This window comes from Microbacterium fluvii (assembly GCF_025515205.1).
Taxonomy (GTDB): Bacteria; Actinomycetota; Actinomycetes; order Actinomycetales; family Microbacteriaceae; genus Microbacterium; species Microbacterium fluvii.
The window spans coordinates 1,336,346-1,359,974 of record NZ_JAOPFX010000001.1; the positions used below are offsets into that span (position 1 = coordinate 1,336,346).

Consider the following 23,629-nt stretch of genomic DNA (forward strand, 5'->3'; position numbering starts at 1 on the left):
GGTGTGCCTCCCGAGACCCCCGCCGAATCCGCGCCGACCCGCATCATCGATCCCGCCGACCTGGCGACGACCCTGCGGGTGCTCGAGAGCATGGCGGGCCTCGACGAGACCCACCCCGATTTCATCGCGGTGCGCCGGGGCACCGCCCAGATGTTCCGCGCCGTCAAGCGCCACCGTCGCCGCGAGATCCGCGAAGCCGCCGCGGCCGCCGACAGGGCTGTCGTCGCCGCCACCGCCACGGGGGCGCCCGACCGGATCGACGACGAGACCCGCGGCATTCCGATCTCCACCTCGACGACCGCGCCGACCGCCGGGACGCTCCGCAAGGCGCGCGACTGCTACATCTGCAAGCAGCCGTACACCGTCGTCGACGCGTTCTATCACCAGCTGTGCCCCGACTGCGCGGCGATGAGCCACGCCAAGCGCGACGCCCGCACCGACCTCACCGGCAAGCGGGCGCTGCTGACCGGCGGCCGCGCCAAGATCGGCATGTACATCGCGCTGCGGCTGCTGCGCGACGGCGCGCACACGACGATCACGACGCGCTTCCCTCGCGACGCCGTGCGGCGATTCTCGAGCCTGCCCGATGCCTCCGAGTGGCTCGACCGGCTCAAGATCGTCGGCATCGACCTGCGCGATCCCGCCCAGGTGCTGGGCCTGGCAGACGACGTCGCCGCGGCCGGTCCTCTCGACATCCTCATCAACAACGCCACCCAGACCGTTCGCCGCTCCCCGGGCGCGTACCAGCCGCTCGTCGATGCCGAACTCGCACCGCTGCCCTCGGGGCCGCTTCCCGAGCTCGTGACCTTCGGGCACACCAACGACCAGCATCCGCAGGCGCTCGAGCGCTCGGTCTCGGCGCACCCGATCCTCGCGGCGGCCGCGTCGCGGGCCGACGAGCTCACCGAACAGGCGATGGCGGCGGGCTCCAGTTCGCTCGAGCGGCTCGCCGCCGGCACGGCGATCGACGCGGGCGGGCTCATCCCCGACGTCGATCACGTGAACTCGTGGACGCAGCGGGTCGAAGACGTCGATCCCCTCGAGATGCTCGAGGTGCAGCTGGCCAACACGACCGCGCCCTTCCTGCTGATCTCCAAGCTCCGCCCCTCGATGGCGGCCAGCACCGCCCGGCGCACCTACATCGTGAACGTCAGCGCCATGGAGGGCGTGTTCAACCGCGGTTACAAGGGCCCCGGGCATCCGCACACCAACATGGCCAAGGCGGCCGTGAACATGCTCACCCGCACGAGCGCGCGCGAGATGTTCGAGAGCGACCGCATCCTGATGACGAGCGTCGACACCGGCTGGATCACCGACGAGCGCCCGCACTACACGAAGGTGCGTCTGGCTGAAGAGGGCTTCCACGCGCCGCTCGACCTCGTCGACGGCGCCGCCCGCGTGTACGACCCGATCGTCCGCGGCGAGGCCGGTGAAGACCTGTTCGGCGTGTTCCTCAAGGACTACGCGCCGGGCCAGTGGTGAACCGCATCCGCCTGCCCGAGGTCGGCCACCGGGTGGTGGTGCGCTACCTCCTGCCCGACGGGATGGCGACCGACGCCCTCGGCGAACTGCTCAGCGCGGATGCCGAGACCGTGGTCGTCGACGGCAAGCGGGGCATCGAGCACATCCCGCGCGAGACCATCGTCGCCGCGAAAGAGGTTCCCCCTCCTCCGGCGCCCCGCCCGCTACCTTCGATCGAGCCTTGACGACCGTCCACCTGTCGGATCGGTGGGGCGGATGCTGCGTGCGAGCGCACTCCCGGCGCCACCGGCCCCGCGGCTCCGACGCCTGAACGGGATCCGCGGGGGCCGTGAGGCTCAGAACTTCAGCAGCACCTTGCCCGCACGCCCAGGGGCGTCACTGACGGCGACGGCCGCGCGCACCTGGTCGAACGGGAACACGGCCTCGACCGGCAGCTGCACCTGGCCCGAGCCGATGCGCTGCACGAGTTCGCCGAACAGCGCGGCCCGCGCCGCGGCATCCATCGAGGCGCTCACCTTGCTGCCCCAGAAGCCCTTCACGACCGCCTGCTTGAAGATCAGGTCGCCCGAGCCCAGCTCGAGGGTGGGCGAGGCCATCGCGCCGAACGAGACGAGCGTGCCGCCCTCGCCCAGCAGCGACAGCAGGTCGCCGGCCGCGCTCCCGCCGACCGAGTCGACCGCCGCCCGAGTCGCCGCGCCGTCGAGCACGGCCGCGGCGCGTTCCCGCCAGTCGGGCTGCTCGGTCGAGACGACATCGTCGATGCCGGCCTCGGCGAGCTCCGCGACGCCGGCGTCACGACGCACCAGCCCCAGCACGCGTACCCCGCGGGCCGCGGCGAACTGGGCGAGCAGGCGCCCGACGGCGCCGTTCGCGGTGTTCTGCACGATCCAGTCGCCCTCGTGCACCTCGAGGAACTCGAGCAGGCTCAGTGCGCTGAACGGCATCGACACCAGCTGGGCCGCGGTCTCGTCGGAGAGCGAGTCCGGCACCGGGATGAGCGCCTTCGCATCGGCCACGAAGTACTCTCCCCACACGCCGAACGTGCCGCCCGTCGCGACGCGGCGTCCGACCTCCAGGCCCTCGACGCCTTCGCCCACGGCATCGACGATGCCGACCGCCTCTGTTCCGGCGGCGGCCGGGAGTTCGGGCTTGTAGCCGTAGGTGCCGCGGATCGTCCACAGGTCGTGGTTGTGGATCGGAGAGAGCAGCGTGCGCACGCGCACCTGCCGCGCACCCGGCTCCGGCAGGTCTCGGTCGACGACGTCGAGAACCTCGGCCGGGTCGCCGAAGGTGGAGTGACTGAGTGCGCGCATGGTGGTGCTCCTTGGGATCGTGGCCGGCGGGGTGGCGACAGGGCCGTCTTCCAGTCTCCCCCGCATTCGCACACCGAGGGCCGATCAGGTGGAGCCTCTTTCGCGCGGCCCGCAGAACAGCCGTGCGCGCACGCAACAAGGCCCCGGGTTCTGCACAGATGCGCAGAGCCCGGGGCCTGAACTCGTGACAGCGGTTGAGTGGAGATGGGGGGAATCGAACCCCCGTCCATCGCTGGGATACTGCGGATTCTCCGGGCGCAGTCTGTAGAGGCGTTCTGCTCGGCTCCGACCTTTGTCACAGACACCTAAGTCGACGAGCCCAGCCTGATAAGAGTCCCGCGTGACGCTCAGGCGTCGTCACGCAGCAAGATCCCTAGATGACGCCAAGGACCGTGACGGGATCAGTCACGGATTGACGGACTCGGGCTCGCTGCTCAGGCAGCGAGGGCGAAGTCGGACTGCTTCTTTTCGGCAGTTATTGGTTTGCAGGGGGCGTTCACGAGATAACCCTGCATCCTCGGCCCGCTTCACGCAGATTCACAGGCGATGTCGAAACCGATCATCCCCGTGGTGCCCTGTCATGCAGGGCTGACCTCTTCGCAGAGGGCCGCTGTCACGCTGTGGAGTTGTCGATCCTGGGGAGCTGTCGCACCCGAGCGTCCCAGAATACAACGAATCCGCGACACCGGCCATTCCGGCACGGGTCCGCGGTCGCCGCCTGGGTAATGTCATCGGGTGAGCACGAAGAACCTCTGGATCGTCGCGGGCGCAGCGGTCGCCGTCGTCGCAGCGCTGATCATCGCCCTGGTCGCTTCCGGCGCGGGCGCGCCCGCACCCACGCCGACTCCGACCGTGAGTGCCACGCCCACGCCGACGCCGTCGGCCACGACACCGACGCCCACGCCGACCCCGACGCCGACCGATTCGGGCGCGCCGCAGGCGGAGGGCACCTGCCAGAACACCGCGACCCCCGAGTTCCTCGCGATGATGGACGACCGCGAGTGGACCGTGAAGAACACGGCGGGCCAGGAGTCGGGCGCGAAGCCCTTCGCCGTCTTCCCCGATGGCAGCCCCGACGGCTGGATCTCGTGCCGCTGGGCGGCCGATCCCGATGCGGCCACCGACAACATCATCGACCTCGCGTGGGCGCCGTTCACCGTCGACCAGATCGACGGCGCCACGGCGGCGCTCGACGCCGAGGGCTACAGCCACAAAGACGGCGGGGCCGGCGGCATCCTCTACGTCTACGACGACGAGTCGGGCGGGCCAGAGGGCGACGCCTACCTGTTCACCCAGTACGACGTGCGGTGGGCGATGACCGAAGAGGAGCTGGGCTTCATCCAGGCTCCGGCGGCCCAGTGACCGGCGGGGTCGTCGCCCGTCCGCACGTCGCGGAGCGGCTCGCGAAGCTGATCCAGCAGCCGACCGTCTCGGCCGAGCGCGAGACCAGAGGCGACGCGCCCTTCGAGGCGCTCATCGCCCTTCTTCCCGAGCTGTACCCGCTCGTGCACCGCGAGCTGAGCCTCGAGCGGGTCGGGCCCTCCGGCCTCCTGTACCGCTGGGCGGGAGTGAGCGCGCAGCATCCGCTCGTGCTCATGGCGCACTACGACGTCGTGCCGGTCGACCTCACCGACGACTGGACGCATCCGCCGTTCGCCGGCGTGGTCGAAGACGGCTGGGTGTACGGGCGCGGCGCGCTCGACGACAAAGGACCGCTCGTGGTCGTGCTCGAGGCCGTCGAGAATCTGGTGGCCGCGGGCTTCACGCCCGCTCGCGACGTCTACCTCTCGTTCGGCGGGGACGAGGAGGTGTTCGGTGCGAGCGCCGAAGCCGCCGCCGCGCTGCTGGCCGAGCGCGGCATCGAGCCGTGGCTCGTGGTCGACGAGGGCGGCGCCGTCGTCGATGCGCCTCTGCCGTTCGTCCGAGGCCAGGCGGCGATGATCGGCGTGGGCGAGAAGGGCATCCTGACGCTGCGGCTGACCGCACGCGCCGACGGAGGGCACGCCTCGGCTCCGCCGCCGCTGACCGCCGTGGGGCGCGTCGCCCGGGCGGTTCACCGGCTCACCCCCGGCACTTTCCGCCCGCGCGTGCCCAGGGCGATCTCGCGGATGCTGCGCCTGCTCGCCGATCGAACGCCGGGGCCGGCGCGGCTGCTCTATCGCGCCCTCGCGGCCGCCCCTCCGGTCACGGCGCGGGTGCTGGCCGCGATGGGCGGGGAGCCTGCGGCGATGGTGCGCACGACCGTCGCCGCCACGATGCAGTCGGGCGGCACCGCCGACAACGTGCTGCCCTCGCAGGCGTCGGCGACCATCAATCTTCGGATCGCGCTCGGCGAGACCGTCGAGTCCACCGTGCGGCGGGTGCGGCGCCGTATCGCCGACCCCGAGGTCGCCGTCGAGATCGTCTCCGGCGATGAGCCGTCGCCGGAGACGTCGGTCGACGGACCCCAGTTCGCGCTGCTGGCCGAGGCCCTCGGCGTCTCCCACCCGGAGGCCGCGGCGGTGCCCTATGTCATGATGGCCGCCACCGACTCTCGGGCCTTCCACCGCCGCTTTCCCGCAGTGTTCCGCTTCGCGCCCCTGGAGATGAGCGCCGCCCAACGCGCCGCCATCCACGGCGTCGACGAGCGCGTCGAGATCGCGGCCCTCGAGCGCGGCGAGCGGTTCCATCGCGAGCTCATCCAGCGGCTACAGTGATCGCACCCGCACCCCGCTTCAGAACGGAGCACCGATGACGCAGCGCGTCTCCATCGGCACGCTGGCAGGCGTCGTCGGCTTCCTGGCCTTCGTCGAGTTCACCTCCGGCGTGCTGCAGGGCTACTACACGCCCATGCTCACCGACATCGCCCGGCACCTGGGCATCCACGACGCCGACGTCAACTGGCTCGAGGGCACCCAGCTCATGCTGTCGGCCCTGGTCGTGCCCGCCTTCGCGAAGCTCGGCGACATGTACGGCCATAAGCGGATGCTGGTGATCTCCACGGCGGTGACGGCTGCGGCATCGCTGGCGCTGCCGTTCACCGACTCGTTCGCGCTGTTTCTGGCGGCATGGGCGATCCAGGGCTTCTACGTCGTGTGGCTGCCGCTGGAGATCGCGCTCATCTGGTCGCGCTCTCGCCGGATGGAGGGCCGCTCCGTCATCACGGCACGAGCAGCGGGGTTCCTCGTGGCAGCGCTCGAGGCCGGCGCCATCACCGGCGCTCTCGTGGGCGGCGCGCTGATCGACGAGCTCCCCCTCACGGTGGTGCTGCTCGTTCCCGCGCTGCTGGTCGTCGTCTGCTTCTTCGTCATCCTCTTCGGCGTGCGGGAATCGCCCGAGACCACGGGCGGGCGTCTCGACACGGTGGGTCTCACCCTGGTCTCCATCGCCCTGCTCGCCTTCACGGGCGGCCTCAGCCTGCTGCGCCTGAACGGCCCCGCCGATCCGTGGGCGTGGGCGGTCGTCGCGCTCGGCATCGCGCTGCTGGTGCCGTTCGCGCTGTGGGAGCTGCGCCACGACGACCCGCTCATCGACGTGCGGATGTTCCGCTCCCCCGCCCTCGGCCCGGTGTTCCTGACCGCCGGCCTTTTCGGGGTGAGCGTGCTCGGCGCGCAGGCGCCTCTTTCGACGTTCGCCCGCACCGACCCCGAGGTCTACGGCTACGGCCTGGGCACGACGGGGTTCGCGACATCGCTCATCATCGGGGTGTACCTCGTCGCGATGATCACGGGTGCTCTGCTCTATCCGCTCGTCTCACGGCTGCTCACCCCGCGCGTCACCCTCATGATCGCGGCGCTGCTGGTGGGTGTCGGGTTCCTTCTGTTCCTTCCCTTCCACGCCGCCTACGCGCAGGTCATCTCGAACATGGTGATCGTGGGCCTGGGCTCGGGGGCGCTGGTCGCCGCGCTGCCCGCTGCCGCAGCATCCGCCGCGCCACCGACACAGACGGGCGTCGCGACGGGCCTCACCAACTCGGTCAAGACCGTCGGCGGGGCGATCGCGTCGTGCGTGTTCGGCATCGCGCTGTTCCACGGCGCGACGGGCTCGGGCGTCGCCGCCGATGGCACCGCGGGCTCGTTCTCGGGGTACCTCACGGTCTGGGTCGTCTGCGGCGTGACCGCGCTGGTCGCCGCCGTGCTGCTGCTGTTCGTGCCCCGACGCGCCTTCACCGATGACGCGCTCGTCGCCGCCGAGTACAGTCAGCGATCATGAGCGACGTCATCATCACGGTGCGCGGAGAGCGCGAGCATCGGGTCGCGCCGGAACAGGCCGTCGCCCGCATCGTGGTGCGGGCCGACGGACCCGACCGCGGCGAGGTCGTCGAGCGGATGACCGCCGCCGCGACCGTGCTGCGCGACGATCTGACGGCGCGCAAGACGGCGGGCGGCATCGCGGACTGGTCGAGCAGGCGCGTATCGGTGTGGGCGGATCGCCCGTGGAACGCCGAGGGCAAGCGGCTCGCGCCGGTGCACCGCGCGTCGGTCGAGATCACGGCGACGTTCACGGATTTCACCGCACTGTCGTGGTGGCTCAGCGAGATCTCCGACCGCGACGAAGTCGCCGTCGAGGAGGTCAGCTGGGAGCTCACCCCCGAGACGGCGCGCCGCGTCGAGGCCGACGTCGCCGCATCCGCCGTGCAGGTCGCCGTCGCGCGCGCGACCGCCTACGCCGCCGCGATCGGGCTGACCACGGTCGTTCCCGAGCAGATCGCCGATCTCGGGCTGCTGTCGTCGGGCGGTGCCGAGACGGCGGCTCCCCGCATGATGAAGGCGGCGATGATGTCGGATGCCGGCGGCTCCGGCGCGCCGTTCGCCTTCGAGCCGGAGGAGATCACCGTCACCGCGGCCGTCGAGGCGCGCTTCCGCGCGCGCTGACGCCCGGCAGCGTCACTCGCCGAGACGGTTGCGCGAGCGCATGGCGCGTTCTGCCTCGCGCTTGTCCTGGCGCTCTCGCAGTGTCTGGCGCTTGTCCCACTCGTGCTTGCCCTTGGCCACCGCGATCTCGACCTTGGCCCGCCCGTCCGAGAAATAGAGCTTCATCGGGATGAGCGTGTACCCGCCCGCCGAGACGGCGTGCGAGAGCTTGACGATCTCGTCTTTGTGCAGCAGGAGCTTGCGGATGCGCTTGGCCGAATGGTTGGTCCAATGCCCCTGCGAGTACTCGGGGATGTGCACGGCGTCGAGGAACGCCTCGCCGTTCTGGATGTAGGCGTAGCCGTCGGCGAGGTTCGCCCTGCCCTGCCTGAGTGACTTCACCTCGGTGCCGGTGAGCACGAGACCCGCTTCGTAGATCTTCTCGATGTTGTACTCGTGGCGCGCGCGACGGTTGGTCGCGATGACCTTCTCGCCGCGTTCCCTGGGCATGGCCTTCTCCTGGGTCGTCGCCGCGCCCGGTGCGCGGCAGCCTGTCAGTCTATCCGACGCGCGGGCGCACTCAGGCTCGGAGCCAACGACGGATGGCGAACCCGGCCGAGAACGCGGCCAGCACGACGCCGATGCCGACGATCACCGGGATGACCACGGCGAGGTCGGAGACGCCCACCCACGTCGCGATGAAGGTGATGCGCTCGCGCAGGTAGTCGTTGACGCCGAACTCGACGATCCCCCACACCGCGACGCTGGCCAGGGCCGAACCGATGAGCGCCGCGAAGACGCCCTCGAGGATGAACGGCGTCTGGATGAACCGGTTCGAGGCGCCCACGAGCCGCATGATGCCGAGCTCGCGGCGGCGGGCGTACGCCGACAGGCGGATCGTCGTCGCGATCAGCAGCACCGCGGCGATGAGCATGAGCCCGGCGATGCCGACCGCGACGTAGGTGGCTATGGTCAGCGCGGAGAACATCGGCTCGAGGTAGGCCATCTGGTCCTGCACCTCTTCTACCCCGGCCATGCCGCTGAAGGCCTCGCGGATGACGTCCGACTGCGTCTGGTCGACGAGGTTGATGCGGAAGACGGCGTTGATCTGGTCGGCCGTGATGAAGTCCTCGTAGCCCTCGCCCAGCAGCTCCAGCGCCTCGGCGTACGCCTGCTCGTTGTCGAGATAGGTGTAGTCGCGGATGAGCGGGGCCAGCGCCGGGCCCTCCAGCTCGGTGCGCACCTGCTCGGTCTGCTCTTCGGTGGCGAGCCCGTCGGTGCAGGTGTCGGTCTGCGACACCGTGGTGCACATGTAGACCTCGACCTGGGCGCGGTCGGTCCAGAAGTCGCGCATCTGGGCGATCTGCATCTGCATGAGGATGGCCGAACCCACGAAGGTGAGCGAGACGAAAGTCACGAGCACGACCGAGATGACCATCGAGGCATTCCGCCGCAGGCCCGTGAATGCCTCGGAGAGGATGAGTCCGAATCTCATGAGGTGGGTCCTACGCTGTCGTCGGGGTCGGACTCGCCCAGGCCCAGCCGGTCGGCCAGCCCCAGCTCGTCGACGTCGACCTCGGGGATGTCCGCGATCGGGATCGGCGATGTCGTCGAGCGCGCGACCGCGTCGTCGGCGGATGCCGGCGCCTCAGGACGCGCCGGGGGTGCGGCATCCGTCTCCTCCGGCGGCGCGACGACCGCCGGGGCCGCATCGGCGAGGGCGACTTCTCGCTGAACCTCGAGCACGGCGGTGAGGGCCGCCACAGCGGCGGCACCCCGCTCGACGGCGGGGGTGAGCGAGGGGATCGCCGAGGTGTCGCCGTAGCCGCCGTGGCGCTCGTCACGCACCATGACGCCGTTCTTGAGCTCGATCACGCGACGCTGCATCTGATCGACGAATCCGGCCTCGTGGGTGGCCATGAGCACCGTCGTGCCGTTGGCGTTGATGCGCGCCAGCAGCTGCATGATGTCCACCGAGGTGGCCGGGTCGAGATTGCCGGTCGGCTCGTCGGCCAGCAGCAGCTGCGGGCGGTTGACGAGGGCGCGGGCGATCGCCACGCGCTGTTGCTCACCGCCGGACAGTTCGTGCGGCAGCCGCTTCTCTTTGCCGTCGAGACCGACCAGGGCCAGCACCTCGGGGACGGCCTGATGGATGAAGGCGCGCGACGAGCCGATCACCTGCAGGGTGAAGGCCACGTTCTGGAAGACGGTCTTGCCCGGCAGCAGTCGGAAGTCCTGGAAGACGGCGCCGACATGCCGGCGGAAGTAGGGCACCTTGCGGTTCGAGAGCGTGCGGAGGTCTCGGCCCAGCACGACGACGCGACCGTCGGTGGGGCGCTCTTCTCGCAGGATCAGGCGCAGGCACGATGACTTGCCCGAGCCGGATGCGCCGACCAGAAAGACGAACTCCCCGCGCAGCACCTCGAAGTCGACCCTGTCGAGGGCGGGTTTCGGGGAGCCGCGGAAGTTCTTCGTGACGTTCTCGAAGCGGATCATGGCCTGTCGAGCCTAAGCGGCCGCCCCGGTCACGCCCGCTGCGACACCCTTATTCGATCAGTCGTCGTCGTCCTTGCGCTTGCGCCAGCGGATGCCGGCCGAGATGAACCCGTCGATGTCGCCGTCGAAGACGGGGCTGGGGTTTCCGACTTCGTAGCCGGTGCGCAGGTCCTTCACCAGCTGCTGGCCGTAGAGGAAGTACGAGCGCATCTGGTCGCCCCAGCTCGCCGTGATGACGCCGGCGAGCTCCTTCTTCGTCGCCGCCTCCTGCTCCTTCTGCAGAAGCATCAGACGGGTCTGCAGCACACGCATCGCGGCGGCGCGGTTCTGGATCTGCGACTTCTCGTTCTGCATCGACACGACGATGCCGGTCGGCAGGTGCGTGATGCGCACGGCGGAGTCGGTCGTGTTGACCGACTGGCCTCCGGGGCCCGACGAGCGGAAGACGTCGACGCGGATGTCGCCCTCCGGCACGTCGACCTCCTGCGCTTCCTCCATCACGGGGATGACCTCGACGGCGGCGAAGCTCGTCTGCCGCTTGTCGGCGGAGCCGAACGGGCTGATGCGCGCCAGGCGATGCGTGCCGGCCTCGACCGAGAGTGTGCCGTACGCGTAGGGGGCGTCGATCTCGAACGTGGCCGACTTGATGCCGGCGCCCTCGGCGTAGGACGTGTCCATGACCTTGACGGGGTACTTGTGACGTTCGGCCCAGCGCAGGTACATGCGCATGAGCATCTCTGCGAAGTCGGTGGCGTCGTCGCCGCCGGCGCCCGAGCGGATCGTCACGACGGCCGCGCGGTCGTCGTACTCGCCGTCGAGGAGGGTCTGCACCTCGAGGTCGCCGATCACCTTCTCGAGCGCGGCGAGTTCACGCCGCGCCTCCTCGGCCGAATCCTCGTCCTCCATCTCGTTGGCGAGCTCGACGAGGACGTCGAGGTCGTCGAGACGCTGCTCGACCTCGGTGACCCGCTTGAGCTCTGCCTGACGGTGGCTGAGGGCGCTGGTGACCTTCTGCGCCTTCTCGACGTCGTCCCAGAGGTCGGGCGCGCCGGCCTCGTCGGAAAGGCGCGCGATATCGGCGGTGAGCGCCTCGACGTCCACCACGGCCTTGATGTCGGCGAAGGTGGTGCGCAGGGCCTGGATGTCGGCGGAGAGATCGAGTTCGAGCATGACACTCCAGACTAACGTGGATGCGGTGACCGACCGTGAGGAGCCGCTGAACCCGCGGGCGCTCCTCTGGCGCTTCGCGCCGATGATCTACGGCCCGACGGTGCTGTTCGCCCTCGGCGAGGGAGCCGTCATCCCGCTGATCCCGGTGATCGCCGCCGAGCTCGGCGCCGATGTGCCTGTCGCAGCCCTCATCGCCTCGGCGCTCGTGGTCGGCCAGCTCTGCGGCAATCTGCCGGCCGGCTGGGCCGTCGCCCGCATCGGCGAGCGGCTTACGATGGCTTTCGCGGGCGTCATCGCCGTGGGCGGCGTGGTCGCGATGGCCGTGGCTCCCGTGCTCGCGGTGTTCGCCGCGTCCGTCTTCCTCATCGGCTTCTGCGCGGCGGCGTTCGGGCTCGCGCGCCACTCGTTCATGACGACGCGGATGCCGCTGGCCTACCGCGCCCGTTCGCTGTCGCTGCTGGGCGGCACGTTCCGCCTGGGCATGTTCGTCGGCCCCTTCGTGGCGGCCGCGCTTCTCGCGATCTTCGGCGACGAGCACGCCGCGATCTGGTTCTTCGGCGCATGCCTGGTGGCATCGGTGCTGCTCGTGCTGCTCGGGCCCGACCCCGAGGCCGAGTTCGCCGATGCGCCGTCCGGCGCAGACCCGGCAGCGGCAGAAGACACCGGAGAAGCGGTGACCGGGTCGATCCCGACGGCACGCGGTGCGGGACGAGTGGGCGTGTTCGCCACGATGTGGCGGCACCGCGCGGTGCTCTCCCGGCTCGGTGTCGCGGCGGCGTCGCTGTCGGCGGTGCGGTCGGCCCGGCAGGTCGTGCTGCCGCTGTGGGGCGTGTCGATCGGGCTCGACGCGTCGACCATCGCGCTGGTCGTGGGCATCTCGGGAGCCATCGACTTCGCGCTGTTCTACGCCAGCGGGCAGGTCATGGATCGGTTCGGTCGGCTGTGGGCGGCGCTTCCGGCCATGGTGCTCATGGGCGGCGGCTTCATCGCCCTCGCCTTCACGCACGACCTCTCCTCGAACGCCATGTGGTTCGCGATGTTCGCCGCCGTGCTCGGCGTGGGCAACGGGCTGTCCAGCGGCATCCTGCTCACTCTCGGCGCGGATGTCGCACCACCGGCCGATCCTGCCCCGTTCCTGGGCTCGTGGCGCACCCTGACCGACGCCGGCGGCGCTCTGGCCCCGTTGCTGGTGTCGGCGGTGGCCGCAGCCACCTCGCTCGCGGTGGCGACGGGGGTCGTCGGGCTCATCGGCTTCGCCGGTGCCGTCGCCTTCGTGCGCTACGTGCCGCGGTTCGTGCCGCGCCCGCGGGAGTGAGTCAGCGCAGCGCACTGCGACTGGTCGCCGTCGACTGCAGCGCGATGCCGTCTGGCACGAACAGGGTGAGCACGGGCGGGCGCCAGGTGTCTGCGAGGGTGACGCGCGCCGAGGTGCCGTCGGGGCTGGCAGCGGTCACCACGACGGCTGCGGCGCCGGCCGAGGCCAGCAGAGCGGCCGCGCCGCGGGCGACGTCGGCGTCGGTGAGGCGCGCGTGCGGTTCGCCGCTGGAGACCTCGAGCGTGAACTCGTCGGCGGCGGCCAGGGCAGCGGCATCGGCCCAGCCGTCCAGCCGTTTCTGCGTCAGATACAGGCTCGTCGCGTCGACGCACACCAGGATCGCGGCCAGCGCGATGAGCGCGTAGGCGATCGTGAGGGGCAGGATGCTGCCGTCGTCGCGCGTCATCGGCTCCCCCACAGTCGAGAGATCTTCTGCGCCGACGCCGATTCGACAGCCACCGAGGCCAGGTCGGAGAGACCGAGCGCCTCGGGCACGAGCGGCAGGGCGACCTGCGTAGACACGGTGACGACGAGGGTCGCCCCCGCCCGCGGACACTCCCCGGCCGGGCGGCAGGTCAGCGCCACCTCGACCGCATCGGCGTCGAGCCCGTAGCCGTCGACGACCGAGGCGACGATCAGGTCGACCCGCTCGGCAGCCTCCGTCTCATCGGATGCCGTGGCCACGGCGCGCGCGACATGCCTCGCCGCGGCGTCGACCCCCATCGTCTGACCCTGGATCTGCCCCAGGGCGACGACGAGGTAGACCAGCGGCACCAGCAGCACGACACCGGCGAGGATGAACTCGAGCGCGGCCGATCCGGCGTCGTCAGTCCAGCGACTCGAGCGGGGCACGGGCGGTCACCTCCAGCATCCGACTCGCACCCAGCAGTCCCGCCAGCGGAAGCGTCGCACGAACGGTGACTTCGACCGCGGGCGCTCCGAGAGCCTCCGTGCGCCGCGCGCTCACGTCGGCGTCGTACGCGTCGCCCACCGAACGGGCGATGAGCGCCCGCGTGCGTTCGGCGCCCTCGGCGAGGGACGTGTCGGCGAGGGCGGCGTGGTAGGCGCCGTCGGACGCGGCATCGTGCAGCACGTTGCGCACGTACACGGCCAGCCCGAACTGCAGCACGGCGAGGGTGAGCACCGTCAGCAGCGCACCCACGAGCACGAACTCCACGGGGCTCGAGCCGCGCTCGTCGCCGAGCCGAGGCCGAGCCATGCGTCACAGACCCGAGACGCTCGCGATGGCCTGCTCGAACAGGCCGGTCAGCGCGGGGCCGGCCACCGCCCACAGCAGAACGACGATTCCTGCCGTCATCAGCGTGATGAGCACCCACCCGGGCACGTCGCCGCGCTCGTCGTCGAGCTCTGCCCTCAGCCGCGCGCGTGCGCGCACGAGTGCCTGCTCCAGTGATGCACGATTCATGTGCGTTCTCCTTTCCATCGGTCACCCGATTCCGAGTCGGAGCATGAACACGCCGGGGAACACGGCGATGAGGATGCTCAGCGGGAGGATCAGGAAGACCAGCGGGAAGAGCATGAGGATCTCCCGACGACCCGCCTGTTCGATGAGGCTGCGCTTGGCGTCTTCCCGTGCGTCGCCGGCCTGCGACTGCAGCACCTGCGCCAACGGTGCTCCTCGGTCGATCGCCGCGACCAGCTGATCGACGCTGCGGCGCAGCGCCGGCAGGTCGACGCGCTGCGCGAGCTCTTCCAGAGCGTCGGTCAGAGTCGAGCCGGTGCCGACCGACAGCAGGGCGACGCGCATCTCGGCTGCGAGCTGCCCCGCGCCGACCTCGGAGACGCGCCGCAGCGAATCTAGGATGCCTTCGCCCGCCGACAGGCACAGCGAGAGGAACTCGAGCACCGTGGGCAGCTCGTCGGCGATGCGGGCCGTGCGTGCGCGTGCCGCGCGCGTGAGCTGCAGGTCGCACGCGACGAGTCCCGCCACCGCCCCGAGAAGAGGAAGCAGAGCGGATGCGGGGCTCCCGGCGCCCGCCAGCACGAGCACCACGACGGTGACACCGCCGACGGCCAGTCCCGCGAGCGCCCAGGCGAGCCGGCGGGCACGGAAGGCAGCGGCATCCGCGGGCAGGCCCGCCTGACGCAGGCGTCGCTCGAGCGCCGGCGACGCCCCCGCAGCCCTGCTCCCGCGCGCGCGCCATCGCCGCGCGAGCGAGCGCACGTCGACTGCCGCCGCCTGCGGAAGCGACACTCCCCGCGGGTCGGTGACGTCGCGGATGTACGGACCGATGCGCCGCGCGAGCGAGGGGGCGCCCCACCGCGGTGCCGCAGAGAGCGCCAGCAGCACGCCCGCACCCAGCGCGGCGCCGAGGAGGATCGCGAGGGCCGCCGCCGTCATCCGAACCACCGCCGAGGCTCGGGAAGACGACCGACGCGCACCATCAGCCGGTAGGCCACCACCGAGACGATCGCGCTGACCACGATGAGCACGACGCCTTCGGCCGTCGCATACGCACGGGCCGCCTCTGGACGGGTGGACAGCAGCGCGAGGATCACCCAGGGTGCGGCGACCCCGAGCACCGCGGCGCCGCGCGTCCAAGACTGGCGGGAGTCGACCTCCGCCCGCAGCGCCGCATCGGCGCGCACCGAAGCCGCCAGCGACCGCAGCACCGTCGTCAGCTCGGTGCCGCCGACCTGGCGCGCCATCCGCAGAGTCTCGATCACGCGATCACCCACGGGGTCGGCCAGTGCGCCCTTGAGCGTGCGGGCACTGGAGTCGAAGTGCCCGGACGCGGCCAGATCGCGCGCGAAGCCGACGAAGGGCTCGCGCAGGGGGTCGGGGGCGGAGGTGGCCAGATCGGCCACGGCGTCGGGGAGCGATCGCCCCGCGCGCACCGAGGCGATGAGCAGGTCGCACACGTCGGGCCAGAGACCGCGCCGGGTGCGCACGAGGCGCGCGGCGCGGACGCGCAGCCAGGCGAGCGGAGCAACTCCGCCGGCGAGGGCCGCAAGACCGGCGAGCACCGGCACGGGGCTGATCAGCCAGGCGACAGCACCGGCCAGGGCAGCGGATCCCGCGCATGCGGCGGGCAGAGCGCCGCTCGGCGCCGCGTGCAGACCCGCGGCATCCAGCAGCGCCCTGGTCGCGTCTGCGCGCTCGTCCCGTGCGCGCGTCCGGACCTTGCGCGGCCACACCCACGGAGACACCACCAGCAGCACTCCGGCGGCGAGCATGGCACCCCAGACGAGGGTCATGTCGGCGCCGCACGATAGAGCGTGCGCGTCTGGATGACCCCGTCGACGACCCCCGTGGGCGCGACGATCTCGACGATTCGTCGCCGCCCCGAGCGGCCCTTGGCGCAGTGCACGACGAGGTCCACGCACGACGCGACCGCGGGCACCACGAAGCCCGCGTCGATGTTGCGCCCCGCCAGCAGCGGCAGCGCGGCGAGCTTGCTCAGCGCCTCGCGCGCCGAGTTCGCGTGGATCGTGGCTGCACCCGGCACGCCCGTGTTCAAAGCGAGCAGCAGGTCCAACGCCTCGGCATCGCGCACCTCGCCGATCACGAGTCGATCGGGCCGCATGCGCAGCGCCTCCTTCACGAGTCGCCGCAGCGACACCTCGCCGGTGCCCTCGAGGCTCGGCTGCCGACCCTGTAGCGACACGAGGTCGGCGCGGTCGACGGCCAGCTCGAAGGTCTCCTCCACCGTGACGATGCGCTCCTCCGGCGGGCACGCGGCGATGAGTGCTCCCAGCAGGGTCGTCTTTCCCGCGTGGGTCGCGCCCGACACGAGGACGCTGCGGCCTTCTGCCAGTGCGTCTCGGAGCATCCGCGCCACCTCGTCGGGGAGGGCGCCTGCGGCGACCAGGCCGTCGAGGTCGCGGTAGGCCGGGAGGAACCGCCGGAGGTTGACGACCCAGTGACGACGCGTGATGTCGGGAATGACCACGTGCAGCCGGGAGCCGTCAGGCAGCGACGCATCGACGAACGGCGAGCTGAGGTCGACCCGACGGCCGGTGGCATGCAGCATCCGCTCCACGAGGTCGCGCACGGACTCGTCGGTCAGGGCGAGCGGCACACGTTCGCTCACACCGCCGCGGGCGACGAAGATGCGATCGGGGGCGTTGATCCACAGCTCCTCGACGGTCGGGTCATCGAGGTAGCGCTGCAGCGGTCCGTAGCCGGCCACGACCGCGAGCACGTCGCGCACACACGCGCCCTCGTCGTCGACCGGGGCGACTCCGCGCGCCAGCGCGAAGTCGTTGTGACGGCGCACCTCGGCACGCGCCACCTGTTCCGCCGCCTGCGGATCGCGCGCCGGATCGATGCGCTCCTCCCGCAGCCGGTCGCGCACGCGCTCGGTCACGACGGCCGAGGGTGCCGCAGACGCGACGGGCGCGAGGCTCATCGCGCCATGATGCCAACGCGCTGCGCCGAGCCGCTGAAGTTATCCACAGCGATTCGGGGGGAATCCCCCACAGGAGACGCACAGTCGTCTCACTAGACTGATTCCACTCGCGGGAGTGGTGAAATCGGCAGACACGCAGGATTTAGGTTCCTGTGCCTTCGGGCGTGTGGGTTCAAGTCCCACCTTCCGCACGAGTCGTCGCTCACCACCCAGCCACCGCCGTATGACGGGACCACCCTTGCATCAGATCGCCCTGATCCCCTGGCTCGATCCAGAGACGATCATCGCCGCCGCCGGCCCCTGGGCGCTGCTGGTGGTGTGCTTCATCGTCTTCGCCGAGACGGGACTGCTCGTCGGCTTCCTGCTCCCCGGCGACACGCTGCTGGTGATCTCGGGGCTGCTCACGCACACCAACGACATCTTCGGCCTCAACATCTGGATCGTGGCCCTCCTGATCGCCCTGGCCGCCTTCATCGGCGGCGAGGTCGGCTACCTCATCGGCCACAAGGGCGGCCCCGCCGTCTTCGAGCGCAAGGAATCGGGGCTGTTCAGCCGCAAGAACGTCGAACGCACCAACGCCTTCTTCGAGCGCTACGGGGGTCTCACGGTGATCCTCGCCCGGTTCGTTCCGATCGTGCGCACCTTCGCCCCGGTCGCCGCGGGTGTCGGCCACATGCCCTGGCGCCGGTACAGCCTCTACAACCTCATCGGCGCGCTGCTCTGGGGCTTCGGCCTGGTCATGCTCGGCTACGTCATCGCCTTCATCCCGCCGGTCGCCTGGTTCGTTCAGGAGTACATCGACCTGATCCTCCTCGCCGCCGTCGGCGGAACGGCCCTCGTGACGCTGTGGCACTACTTCGCCGAGCGCCGCAAGGCGCGCGCCGAGACGGCAGCGGGCCTGCCCGCGGTCGATCCCGTCGTGACCGACGGCCCCGAGACGGAGCCCGGCAGCTAGGCCGACTTCTTCTTCGCGCCCTTCTTCTTCGACGGCGCGGATGCTGCCGCATCCGTCGCGCCGGTGCGTGCCGCCCGAGAGCGCTCGACGCTGGCCCGCAGCGCCTCCATGAGGTCGATGACCTCGCCCTGCGGCTCGTCGGCCTGCTCGCCGAAGGTCTCGGACGTGTCGAGCGCCTCGCCCTTCTCGAGCTTCGCCTCGATGAGGGTGCGCAGCTCCTGCTGGTATTCGTCGGCGAACTGCGAAGGATCGAAGTCGCTCGAGAAGCTGTCGACGAGCGACGCCGAGAGCTCGAGCTCCTTCGCCGAGATCTTCACGGGTTCGTCGAGCGCCGCGAAGGCCGCTTCGCGCACCTCGTCGGCCCACAGCAGCGTCTGCAGCACCAGCACGTCGTCGCGCACCCGCAGCGCCGCCAGCCGGGTCTTCTGCCGCAGCGAGAAGCGCACGATCGCGGTGCGCTCGGTCTGCTCGAGGGTCTTGCGCAGCAGCACGTACGCCTTCGGAGATGCGGAATCGGGCTCGAGGTAATAGGCCCGGTCGAGGGTCAGCAGGTCGACCTGATCGCTCGGCACGAACTCCACGACCTCGATCTCCCGGCTGCGCTCGGCCGGCAGCGAGGCGATGTCGGCGGAGGTCAGCACGACGGTGCGCTCGCCGTCGTCGTAGGCCTTGTCGATGTCCTGATACGCGACCGTCTGACCGCACACCTCGCACGTGCGCTGGTAGCGGATGCGTCCGCCGTCCTCCCCGTGCACCTGATGCAGCGGCACGTCGTGGTCTTCGGTCGCGGAGTACACCTTGACCGGAACGTTCACGAGTCCGAACGTCAGCGCACCCTTCCAGATCGCCCTCATGCCCCCAGTACACACTGGGAAGCCCCGCCGAAGCCAGGGGTTGCGCTCGCCCGTGCGGCGGGTCGCACGGCAGGATGAAGCCATGCCGGGCGAGCAGCTGGTCACGATCGAGGGGCGACGGCTGCGCCTGACGAACCTCGACAAGGTGCTGTATCCGTCCACCGGCACGACCAAGGGCGAGGTGATCGACTACTACTCCCGCATCGCCCGGATGCTGCTGCCGCACCTCGCGGGTCGCCCCGTCACCCGCATCCGCTGGCCGGAGGGCGTCGACCATCCGTCGTTCTTCGCGAAGGACCTCGAGCGCGGCGCGCCCGACTGGGTGGCGCGGCGCGCGATCGACCACTCCGGCGGCGCCAAGGACTATCCGCTCGTCGACGGGCTGCCGACGCTCGTGTATCTCGCCCAGGTGGCCTCGCTGGAACTGCACGTGCCGCAGTGGCGCTTCGACGAGAAGGGACGGCGCGCACACCCCGACCGACTCGTGCTCGACCTCGATCCCGGCCAGGGGACGGGGCTGGCGGAATGCGCTCAGGTGGCACGCTGGGCGCGCGACATCCTCACCGGCATGGGGCTCGGGCCCGTGCCGGTGACCAGCGGCAGCAAGGGCATCCACCTCTACGCCCCGCTCGACGGCGCGCAGACGAGCGAGCAGGTGACGGCGGTCGCGCACGAGCTCGCGCGGGCCATCGAGGCCGATCATCCCGACCTCGTCGTCAGCCAGATGGCCAAGATCCAGCGCGGAGGCAAGGTGTTCATCGACTGGAGTCAGAACAACGGCGCCAAGACCACGATCGCGCCGTACTCGCTGCGCGGCCGCGACCAGCCGACCGTCGCGGCGCCGCGCACCTGGGAGGAGCTCGACGATCCTGAGCTGCGCCACCTCCTGCTCGACGAGGTGCTCGAGCGAGCGACGCGCGGCGACCTGCTGGCCGCGCTGAGGCCGCAGCCCACGGCATCCGCTCCGCTTGCCGCCTACATCGCCAAGCGCAGCGCGAGCGCCACGCCCGAGCCGGTGCCGGCGTCTCCCACCGCCGACGCGTCGGCACCCGCCGGCCGCCCACGGTTCGTCATCCAGGAGCACCACGCGTCCCGGCTGCACTGGGACTTCCGGCTCGAGCACGACGGCGTGCTGGTGAGCTGGGCCGTGCCCAAGGGGGTGCCCGCCGACTCGGGGCGCAACGCGCTCGCGGTCATGACCGAAGACCACCCGCTGGAGTACGCCGGCTTCGAGGGCCACATCCCCCGTGGCGAGTACGGCGCGGGCACGGTCACAATCTGGGACGCCGGCGACTATGACCTCGAGAAGTGGCGCGACGACGAGGTCATCGTCACAGTGCACGGCCGCCCAGGGGGGCCGCTCGGCACGGTGCGACTCGCCCTCATCCGCACGGGGGGCATCGGCGAGAAGTCGACCTGGCTGCTGCATCGCATGAAGACGGATGCGGCAGGCAGGACGCAGGAGGCCCTCACCCCCGCCGAGGCGGTCGCCACCGTGCCCGCGTCGGACGTGCGAACGACGCGGTCCCCGCGGCCGATGCTGGCCACCGGGGCGACGCCCGCGCTCGCCCGCAGCGCCGCGCGACGGTGGGGCGCGTGGGCGGAGGTCAAGTGGGACGGCATCCGGGCGCTCGGCGTGTGGGACGGCACGGCGCTGCGGCTGTGGGCCCGCAGCGGCACCGAGATCACGGCGCGGTACCCCGAGTTGACGGCGGGCGACCCGGGATTCGGGCCCGAGCCGGTCGTGCTCGACGGCGAGATCGTCGCCCTCGACGCGCAGGGCCGCCCGAGCTTCACGCGCCTGCAGAACCGCATGCATCTGACCAAGCCCCGTGAGATCGAGCGCGAGGCGCAGCGCACACCCGTGCGCTGGTTCCCTTTCGACGCGCTGGGTCGCGGCGACAGCGACCTCGACGATCTGCCGCTGCGCGAGCGTCGCGCGCTGCTCGAGCAGGTGTGCGGATCGACGATCCCGCAGATCGTGCTGCCCCCCGTGTTCGACGACGTCGACGACGCGCTCGCCGCGAGTGCGCAGTTCGGGCTGGAGGGGGTGGTGGTCAAGAACCCGGACTCCCGCTACCGCCGGGGGGCCCGATCGGATCAGTGGCTGAAGGTCAAGCTGACCCGCATGCAGGAGGTCGTGGTCGGCGGCATCCGACCGGGCCGCGGCGGACGCACCGGCGCCATCGGGTCGCTCCTGGTCGGCATCCCCTCCGCCGACGGCCTGCAGTATGCGGGCCGCGTCGGCACGGGCTTCGGCGAAGCCGCCCTCGCGCGCCTGGAGGGGATGCTGCAGCCCCTGCGCACCGACGAGAACCCGTTCGTCGGCGTTCCCGCCGCCGACGCGTCGGACGCGCTGTGGGTGCGTCCGGAGGTCGTCGGAGAGGTGGAGTTCGGCGAGCTCACGCCCGCCGGCATCCTCCGTCACTCCCGCTGGCGGGGCCTGCGGCCCGACAAGTCCCCCTCGGACGTGGTCGTCGAGAAGTGATCAGGCGTGCGCGTCGTTCTCGACGTGCCCGGCGGGCTCGAGCTGGAACGTCGAGTGGGCGACGTCGAAATGCTCTGCGAGGCACGACTGCAGCGTGCTCAGCAGCGCCGGCGCGTCGCCTGCTGCCAGGTGCTGCGGATCGACGACGACATGGGCCGTGAACACCGGCGCCCCTCGCGTGAGCTGCCACACGTGCACATCGTGCACATCGACCACGCCGGGCGCGGCGAGGATATGCGCGCGGATGTCGGCGACGTGCACGCCGGCGGGCGCGCTCTCACTGAGCACCGCGGCGACCTCGCGCAGCAGCGTCACAGCACGGGGCAGGATCATCGCGGCGATGAACAGCGATGCGACCGCGTCGGCCGGCATCCATCCGGTCGTCGCGATCACGATCGCCGCGACGATGACGGCGGCAGAGCCGATGAGATCGCCGAGCACCTCGAGGTACGCGCCGCGCACGTTGATGCTCGTGCGCTGGGCGGCGCTGAGCAGCCACAGCGACACGGCATTGGCGACCATGCCCGCGATAGCGGTCCCGAGCATGAGGCCGCCCTCGACCTCCGCGCGCGATCCGTCGAGCAGACGCCGGATCGCCTCCACGGCTACCCAGACGGCCAGCACGATCAGGATCACGGCGTTGATCGCCGCGCCGAAGACCTCGGCGCGCTGATAGCCGAAGGTGCGCCGGTCGTTGGCGGGGCGGGCCGCCACGACGCTGGCGATCAGGGCGATGACCAGGGCCGCGGCATCCGTGAACATGTGCGCCGCGTCAGCCAGCAGCGCGAGCGATCCCGACAGCACCGAGCCCACGATCTGCAGCACCATGACGACGCTCGTGATCGTAAGCGAGATCGCCAGCAGGCGACGATGGCTCGCCCCTCTGATCCCGTGCGCGTGCCCGTGCGCGTGGTCGTGCATGTCTTCAGGCTATTGCGGGCGCCCCCGTGCGGCGGGCGGGTGCAGCCAATCGGGAATGAGGACGATTATCGGTCGCGACCGAGCTGCTCCAGCAGCGGCACGAGCGCGGCGAACGCGCGCGCCCGGTGCGAGAGGGCGTTCTTCTCGTCGGCCGTCCACTCCCCCACGGTGCGCTCGGCGTCGGACGCCTGGCCGTCGGGAATGAACACCGGGTCGTACCCGAAGCCGCCCGCTCCTGCGGGCGAGGTCGCGAGCCGACCCGGCCACACGCCTTCGACCACGTGCTCGGCGGCATCCGGCACGACGAGGGCGATCGTCGAGACGAACTGCGCCGTCCGATGGGGGTCGGCGATGTCGCTGAGCTGGTCGAGCAGCAGCTCGAGGTTCGCGACGGCGTCTTTGCGGTGCCCGGCCCAGTACGCGGAGAACACGCCGGGCGACCCGCCGAGCACGTCCACGCTGATGCCGCTGTCGTCGGCGAGGGCGGGAAGCCCCGTGTGGGCGGCCGCCGCGCGCGCCTTGATGAGCGCGTTGGCCGCGAACGTCGTGCCGTCTTCGACCGGCTCGGGACCGTCGTAGCCGATGACCTCGAGGTCGGGGCGGGTGGCGGCCACGATCGCCTGGAACTCCTCGACCTTGTGCGGGTTGTGCGTCGCGAGCACGATCCGCGGCATCGTCAGCGCTCCGCCGCCAGCGCCGAACTCTGCAGGTCGCGCAGCTGTGCGCACCCGTTCACGCCCAGCTCGAGCAGCGCGTCGAGCTCGCGCTTGTCGAACGGCGCGCCCTCGGCCGTGCCCTGCACCTCGACGAACAGGCCACGGCCGGTGACCACGACGTTCATGTCGGTCTCGGCGCGCACGTCTTCGACGTAGGCGAGGTCGAGCATGGGTTCGCCGTCGATGATGCCCACCGAGACGGCGGCGACCGAATCGATCAGCGGGGTCGACTTCTGCGCGATGAACTTCTGCCTCCGGCCCCACTCGATCGCATCCGCCAGCGCCACGTAGGCCCCCGTGATCGCCGCCGTGCGGGTGCCGCCGTCGGCCTGCAGCACGTCGCAGTCGATCACGATGGTGTTCTCGCCGAGCGCCTTGGTGTCGACGACGGCGCGCAGCGCCCGCCCGATGAGCCGCGAGATCTCGTGCGTGCGTCCGCCGATGCGCCCCTTGACCGACTCGCGGTCGTTACGCGAGTTCGTGGCCCGTGGCAGCATCGCGTATTCGGCCGTCACCCAGCCCTTGCCCTTGCCGGTGAGCCAGCGGGGCACGCCGTTCGTGAACGACGCCGTGCACAGCACCTTGGTGCCGCCGAACGAGATGAGCGCCGAGCCCTCGGCCTGCGCGCTCCAGCCGCGCTCGATCGTGATGGGGCGGAGCTCGTCGGGTGTGCGCCCGTCGGCGCGGATGATCTCGGTCATGGTTCTCCTTCGG

The 23,629-nt window shown here is 71.0% G+C and carries 25 protein-coding genes, 1 tRNA gene and 1 other RNA gene; 10 read left to right on the forward strand and 17 right to left on the reverse strand.

Annotation, left to right across the window (positions count from 1 at the left end):
• The first annotated feature begins 3 nt into the window (after nt 1-3).
• Both OAW74_RS06185 and OAW74_RS06190 read left to right on the forward strand, forming a co-directional pair.
• Complete coding sequence (locus OAW74_RS06185) at nt 4-1,482, forward strand: SDR family oxidoreductase (RefSeq protein WP_262873437.1); 1,479 nt, start codon at nt 4-6, stop codon at nt 1,480-1,482.
• Complete coding sequence (locus OAW74_RS06190; protein WP_262873438.1) at nt 1,476-1,706, forward strand: putative acetyltransferase; 231 nt, start codon at nt 1,476-1,478, stop codon at nt 1,704-1,706. Before OAW74_RS06185 ends, OAW74_RS06190 begins: the two co-directional genes overlap by 7 nt.
• 111 nt (nt 1,707-1,817) lie before the next feature.
• Here OAW74_RS06190 and OAW74_RS06195 read toward each other — a convergent pair whose 3' ends face one another.
• Nucleotides 1,818-2,795, reverse strand: coding sequence for a zinc-binding dehydrogenase (locus OAW74_RS06195; RefSeq protein ID WP_262873439.1), 978 nt, complete (start codon nt 2,793-2,795; stop codon nt 1,818-1,820).
• Nucleotides 2,796-2,991: 196 nt separating this feature from the next.
• Nucleotides 2,992-3,362: a transfer-messenger RNA gene (gene ssrA, locus OAW74_RS06200) on the reverse strand.
• A 168-nt stretch (nt 3,363-3,530) separates the two neighbouring features.
• Here ssrA and OAW74_RS06205 point away from each other — a divergent pair.
• The 4 genes from OAW74_RS06205 to OAW74_RS06220 are packed head-to-tail and all read left to right on the forward strand — an operon-like array spanning nt 3,531 to nt 7,648.
• Nucleotides 3,531-4,157 carry a hypothetical protein gene (locus OAW74_RS06205; RefSeq protein WP_262873440.1) on the forward strand — a complete coding sequence of 209 codons (627 nt, stop codon included), beginning with the start codon at nt 3,531-3,533 and terminating at the stop codon, nt 4,155-4,157.
• Complete coding sequence (locus OAW74_RS06210; protein WP_262873441.1) at nt 4,154-5,491, forward strand: M20/M25/M40 family metallo-hydrolase; 1,338 nt, start codon at nt 4,154-4,156, stop codon at nt 5,489-5,491. The genes OAW74_RS06205 and OAW74_RS06210 overlap by 4 nt, the downstream gene beginning before the upstream one ends.
• Nucleotides 5,492-5,525: 34 nt before the next feature.
• On the forward strand, nt 5,526-6,986 hold the full coding sequence (locus OAW74_RS06215) for an MFS transporter (RefSeq protein WP_262873442.1): 1,461 nt from the start codon (nt 5,526-5,528) through the stop codon (nt 6,984-6,986).
• Entirely contained in the window at nt 6,983-7,648 is a 666-nt protein-coding gene (locus OAW74_RS06220) for an SIMPL domain-containing protein (protein WP_262873443.1), read from the forward strand. Before OAW74_RS06215 ends, OAW74_RS06220 begins: the two co-directional genes overlap by 4 nt.
• Before the next feature lie 12 nt (nt 7,649-7,660).
• Here the strand turns inward: OAW74_RS06220 and smpB are convergent, their stop codons facing one another.
• From smpB to prfB, 4 genes are all read right to left on the reverse strand, one after another.
• A complete protein-coding gene (gene smpB, locus OAW74_RS06225) occupies nt 7,661-8,137 on the reverse strand; it encodes an SsrA-binding protein SmpB (RefSeq protein ID WP_262873444.1) in 477 nt (158 codons plus the stop codon).
• 70 nt (nt 8,138-8,207) lie between these two features.
• Nucleotides 8,208-9,122 (reverse strand): permease-like cell division protein FtsX, encoded by a 915-nt coding sequence (ftsX, locus tag OAW74_RS06230; RefSeq protein ID WP_262873445.1) that lies wholly within the window; start codon nt 9,120-9,122, stop codon nt 8,208-8,210.
• The gene (gene ftsE / locus OAW74_RS06235; protein ID WP_262873446.1) at nt 9,119-10,123 is read right to left on the reverse strand and encodes a cell division ATP-binding protein FtsE; all 1,005 of its coding nucleotides are present in this window, start codon (nt 10,121-10,123) and stop codon (nt 9,119-9,121) included. Before ftsE ends, ftsX begins: the two co-directional genes overlap by 4 nt.
• Before the next feature lie 57 nt (nt 10,124-10,180).
• Entirely contained in the window at nt 10,181-11,293 is a 1,113-nt protein-coding gene (prfB, locus tag OAW74_RS06240; RefSeq protein ID WP_262873447.1) for a peptide chain release factor 2, read from the reverse strand.
• An 82-nt stretch (nt 11,294-11,375) separates the two neighbouring features.
• On the opposite strand from prfB, the gene OAW74_RS06245 reads away from it, so the two are divergent.
• The gene (locus OAW74_RS06245) at nt 11,376-12,608 is read left to right on the forward strand and encodes an MFS transporter (protein WP_262873933.1); all 1,233 of its coding nucleotides are present in this window, start codon (nt 11,376-11,378) and stop codon (nt 12,606-12,608) included.
• 1 nt (nt 12,609) lies between these two features.
• On the opposite strand, the gene OAW74_RS06250 is transcribed toward OAW74_RS06245, so the two are convergent.
• Genes OAW74_RS06250 through OAW74_RS06280 form a run of 7 tightly spaced genes read right to left on the reverse strand, consistent with a single transcriptional unit; the run spans nt 12,610 to nt 16,981 of the window.
• Entirely contained in the window at nt 12,610-13,014 is a 405-nt protein-coding gene (locus OAW74_RS06250) for a pilus assembly protein TadG-related protein (RefSeq protein WP_262873448.1), read from the reverse strand.
• Nucleotides 13,011-13,460 (reverse strand): TadE family protein, encoded by a 450-nt coding sequence (locus OAW74_RS06255; RefSeq protein WP_262873449.1) that lies wholly within the window; start codon nt 13,458-13,460, stop codon nt 13,011-13,013. The genes OAW74_RS06250 and OAW74_RS06255 overlap by 4 nt, the downstream gene beginning before the upstream one ends.
• Nucleotides 13,435-13,827: a TadE/TadG family type IV pilus assembly protein gene (locus OAW74_RS06260; RefSeq protein ID WP_262873450.1), complete on the reverse strand. Its 393-nt coding sequence runs from the start codon at nt 13,825-13,827 to the stop codon at nt 13,435-13,437. Before OAW74_RS06260 ends, OAW74_RS06255 begins: the two co-directional genes overlap by 26 nt.
• A gap of 3 nt (nt 13,828-13,830) precedes the next feature.
• Nucleotides 13,831-14,034, reverse strand: coding sequence for a hypothetical protein (locus tag OAW74_RS06265; RefSeq protein WP_262873451.1), 204 nt, complete (start codon nt 14,032-14,034; stop codon nt 13,831-13,833).
• Nucleotides 14,035-14,055: 21 nt separating this feature from the next.
• Nucleotides 14,056-14,970, reverse strand: a complete 915-nt coding sequence (locus tag OAW74_RS06270) for a type II secretion system F family protein (RefSeq protein ID WP_262873452.1) — start codon at nt 14,968-14,970, stop codon at nt 14,056-14,058.
• A complete protein-coding gene (locus OAW74_RS06275; RefSeq protein WP_262873453.1) occupies nt 14,967-15,827 on the reverse strand; it encodes a type II secretion system F family protein in 861 nt (286 codons plus the stop codon). Before OAW74_RS06275 ends, OAW74_RS06270 begins: the two co-directional genes overlap by 4 nt.
• Nucleotides 15,824-16,981, reverse strand: a complete 1,158-nt coding sequence (locus OAW74_RS06280) for a CpaF family protein (RefSeq protein WP_262873454.1) — start codon at nt 16,979-16,981, stop codon at nt 15,824-15,826. Before OAW74_RS06280 ends, OAW74_RS06275 begins: the two co-directional genes overlap by 4 nt.
• A 109-nt stretch (nt 16,982-17,090) precedes the next feature.
• On the opposite strand from OAW74_RS06280, the gene OAW74_RS06285 reads away from it, so the two are divergent.
• Nucleotides 17,091-17,172, forward strand: a tRNA-Leu gene (locus tag OAW74_RS06285).
• 32 nt (nt 17,173-17,204) lie between these two features.
• Complete coding sequence (locus OAW74_RS06290; RefSeq protein WP_378733485.1) at nt 17,205-17,936, forward strand: DedA family protein; 732 nt, start codon at nt 17,205-17,207, stop codon at nt 17,934-17,936.
• On the opposite strand, the gene ku is transcribed toward OAW74_RS06290, so the two are convergent.
• Nucleotides 17,933-18,790 carry a non-homologous end joining protein Ku gene (gene ku, locus OAW74_RS06295; RefSeq protein WP_262873455.1) on the reverse strand — a complete coding sequence of 286 codons (858 nt, stop codon included), beginning with the start codon at nt 18,788-18,790 and terminating at the stop codon, nt 17,933-17,935. The genes OAW74_RS06290 and ku overlap by 4 nt on opposite strands.
• Nucleotides 18,791-18,872: 82 nt before the next feature.
• Between ku and OAW74_RS06300 the strand changes: the two genes are divergently transcribed.
• The gene (locus tag OAW74_RS06300; RefSeq protein ID WP_262873456.1) at nt 18,873-21,278 is read left to right on the forward strand and encodes an ATP-dependent DNA ligase; all 2,406 of its coding nucleotides are present in this window, start codon (nt 18,873-18,875) and stop codon (nt 21,276-21,278) included.
• On the opposite strand, the gene OAW74_RS06305 is transcribed toward OAW74_RS06300, so the two are convergent.
• From OAW74_RS06305 to rph, 3 genes are all read right to left on the reverse strand, one after another.
• The gene (locus tag OAW74_RS06305) at nt 21,279-22,199 is read right to left on the reverse strand and encodes a cation diffusion facilitator family transporter (RefSeq protein WP_262873457.1); all 921 of its coding nucleotides are present in this window, start codon (nt 22,197-22,199) and stop codon (nt 21,279-21,281) included.
• A 65-nt stretch (nt 22,200-22,264) separates the two neighbouring features.
• On the reverse strand, nt 22,265-22,873 hold the full coding sequence (gene rdgB, locus OAW74_RS06310; RefSeq protein ID WP_262873458.1) for an RdgB/HAM1 family non-canonical purine NTP pyrophosphatase: 609 nt from the start codon (nt 22,871-22,873) through the stop codon (nt 22,265-22,267).
• Between the two features lie 2 nt (nt 22,874-22,875).
• A complete protein-coding gene (gene rph, locus OAW74_RS06315; protein WP_316250206.1) occupies nt 22,876-23,616 on the reverse strand; it encodes a ribonuclease PH in 741 nt (246 codons plus the stop codon).
• Nucleotides 23,617-23,629: the final 13 nt, after the last annotated feature.

Excerpts from the sequence above, each read along its gene's own strand:
- OAW74_RS06275 (WP_262873453.1), bottom strand. The coding sequence starts at position 15,827 with ATGACCCTCGTCTGGGGTGCCATGCTCGCCGCCGGAGTGCTGCTGGTG.
- OAW74_RS06260 (WP_262873450.1), bottom strand. The coding sequence starts at position 13,827 with ATGGCTCGGCCTCGGCTCGGCGACGAGCGCGGCTCGAGCCCCGTGGAG.
- OAW74_RS06245 (WP_262873933.1), top strand. The coding sequence starts at position 11,376 with ATGATCTACGGCCCGACGGTGCTGTTCGCCCTCGGCGAGGGAGCCGTC.
- OAW74_RS06290 (WP_378733485.1), top strand. The coding sequence starts at position 17,205 with ATGACGGGACCACCCTTGCATCAGATCGCCCTGATCCCCTGGCTCGAT.
- OAW74_RS06265 (WP_262873451.1), bottom strand. The coding sequence starts at position 14,034 with ATGAATCGTGCATCACTGGAGCAGGCACTCGTGCGCGCACGCGCGCGG.
- rdgB (WP_262873458.1), bottom strand. The coding sequence starts at position 22,873 with ATGCCGCGGATCGTGCTCGCGACGCACAACCCGCACAAGGTCGAGGAG.
- rph (WP_316250206.1), bottom strand. The coding sequence starts at position 23,616 with ATGACCGAGATCATCCGCGCCGACGGGCGCACACCCGACGAGCTCCGC.
- OAW74_RS06220 (WP_262873443.1), top strand. The coding sequence starts at position 6,983 with ATGAGCGACGTCATCATCACGGTGCGCGGAGAGCGCGAGCATCGGGTC.
- OAW74_RS06250 (WP_262873448.1), bottom strand. The coding sequence starts at position 13,014 with ATGACGCGCGACGACGGCAGCATCCTGCCCCTCACGATCGCCTACGCG.
- OAW74_RS06195 (WP_262873439.1), bottom strand. The coding sequence starts at position 2,795 with ATGCGCGCACTCAGTCACTCCACCTTCGGCGACCCGGCCGAGGTTCTC.
- OAW74_RS06270 (WP_262873452.1), bottom strand. The coding sequence starts at position 14,970 with ATGACGGCGGCGGCCCTCGCGATCCTCCTCGGCGCCGCGCTGGGTGCG.
- prfB (WP_262873447.1), bottom strand. The coding sequence starts at position 11,293 with ATGCTCGAACTCGATCTCTCCGCCGACATCCAGGCCCTGCGCACCACC.
- OAW74_RS06300 (WP_262873456.1), top strand. The coding sequence starts at position 18,873 with ATGCCGGGCGAGCAGCTGGTCACGATCGAGGGGCGACGGCTGCGCCTG.
- OAW74_RS06215 (WP_262873442.1), top strand. The coding sequence starts at position 5,526 with ATGACGCAGCGCGTCTCCATCGGCACGCTGGCAGGCGTCGTCGGCTTC.
- ftsX (WP_262873445.1), bottom strand. The coding sequence starts at position 9,122 with ATGAGATTCGGACTCATCCTCTCCGAGGCATTCACGGGCCTGCGGCGG.
- smpB (WP_262873444.1), bottom strand. The coding sequence starts at position 8,137 with ATGCCCAGGGAACGCGGCGAGAAGGTCATCGCGACCAACCGTCGCGCG.
- OAW74_RS06280 (WP_262873454.1), bottom strand. The coding sequence starts at position 16,981 with ATGAGCCTCGCGCCCGTCGCGTCTGCGGCACCCTCGGCCGTCGTGACC.
- OAW74_RS06305 (WP_262873457.1), bottom strand. The coding sequence starts at position 22,199 with ATGCACGACCACGCGCACGGGCACGCGCACGGGATCAGAGGGGCGAGC.
- ku (WP_262873455.1), bottom strand. The coding sequence starts at position 18,790 with ATGAGGGCGATCTGGAAGGGTGCGCTGACGTTCGGACTCGTGAACGTT.
- ftsE (WP_262873446.1), bottom strand. The coding sequence starts at position 10,123 with ATGATCCGCTTCGAGAACGTCACGAAGAACTTCCGCGGCTCCCCGAAA.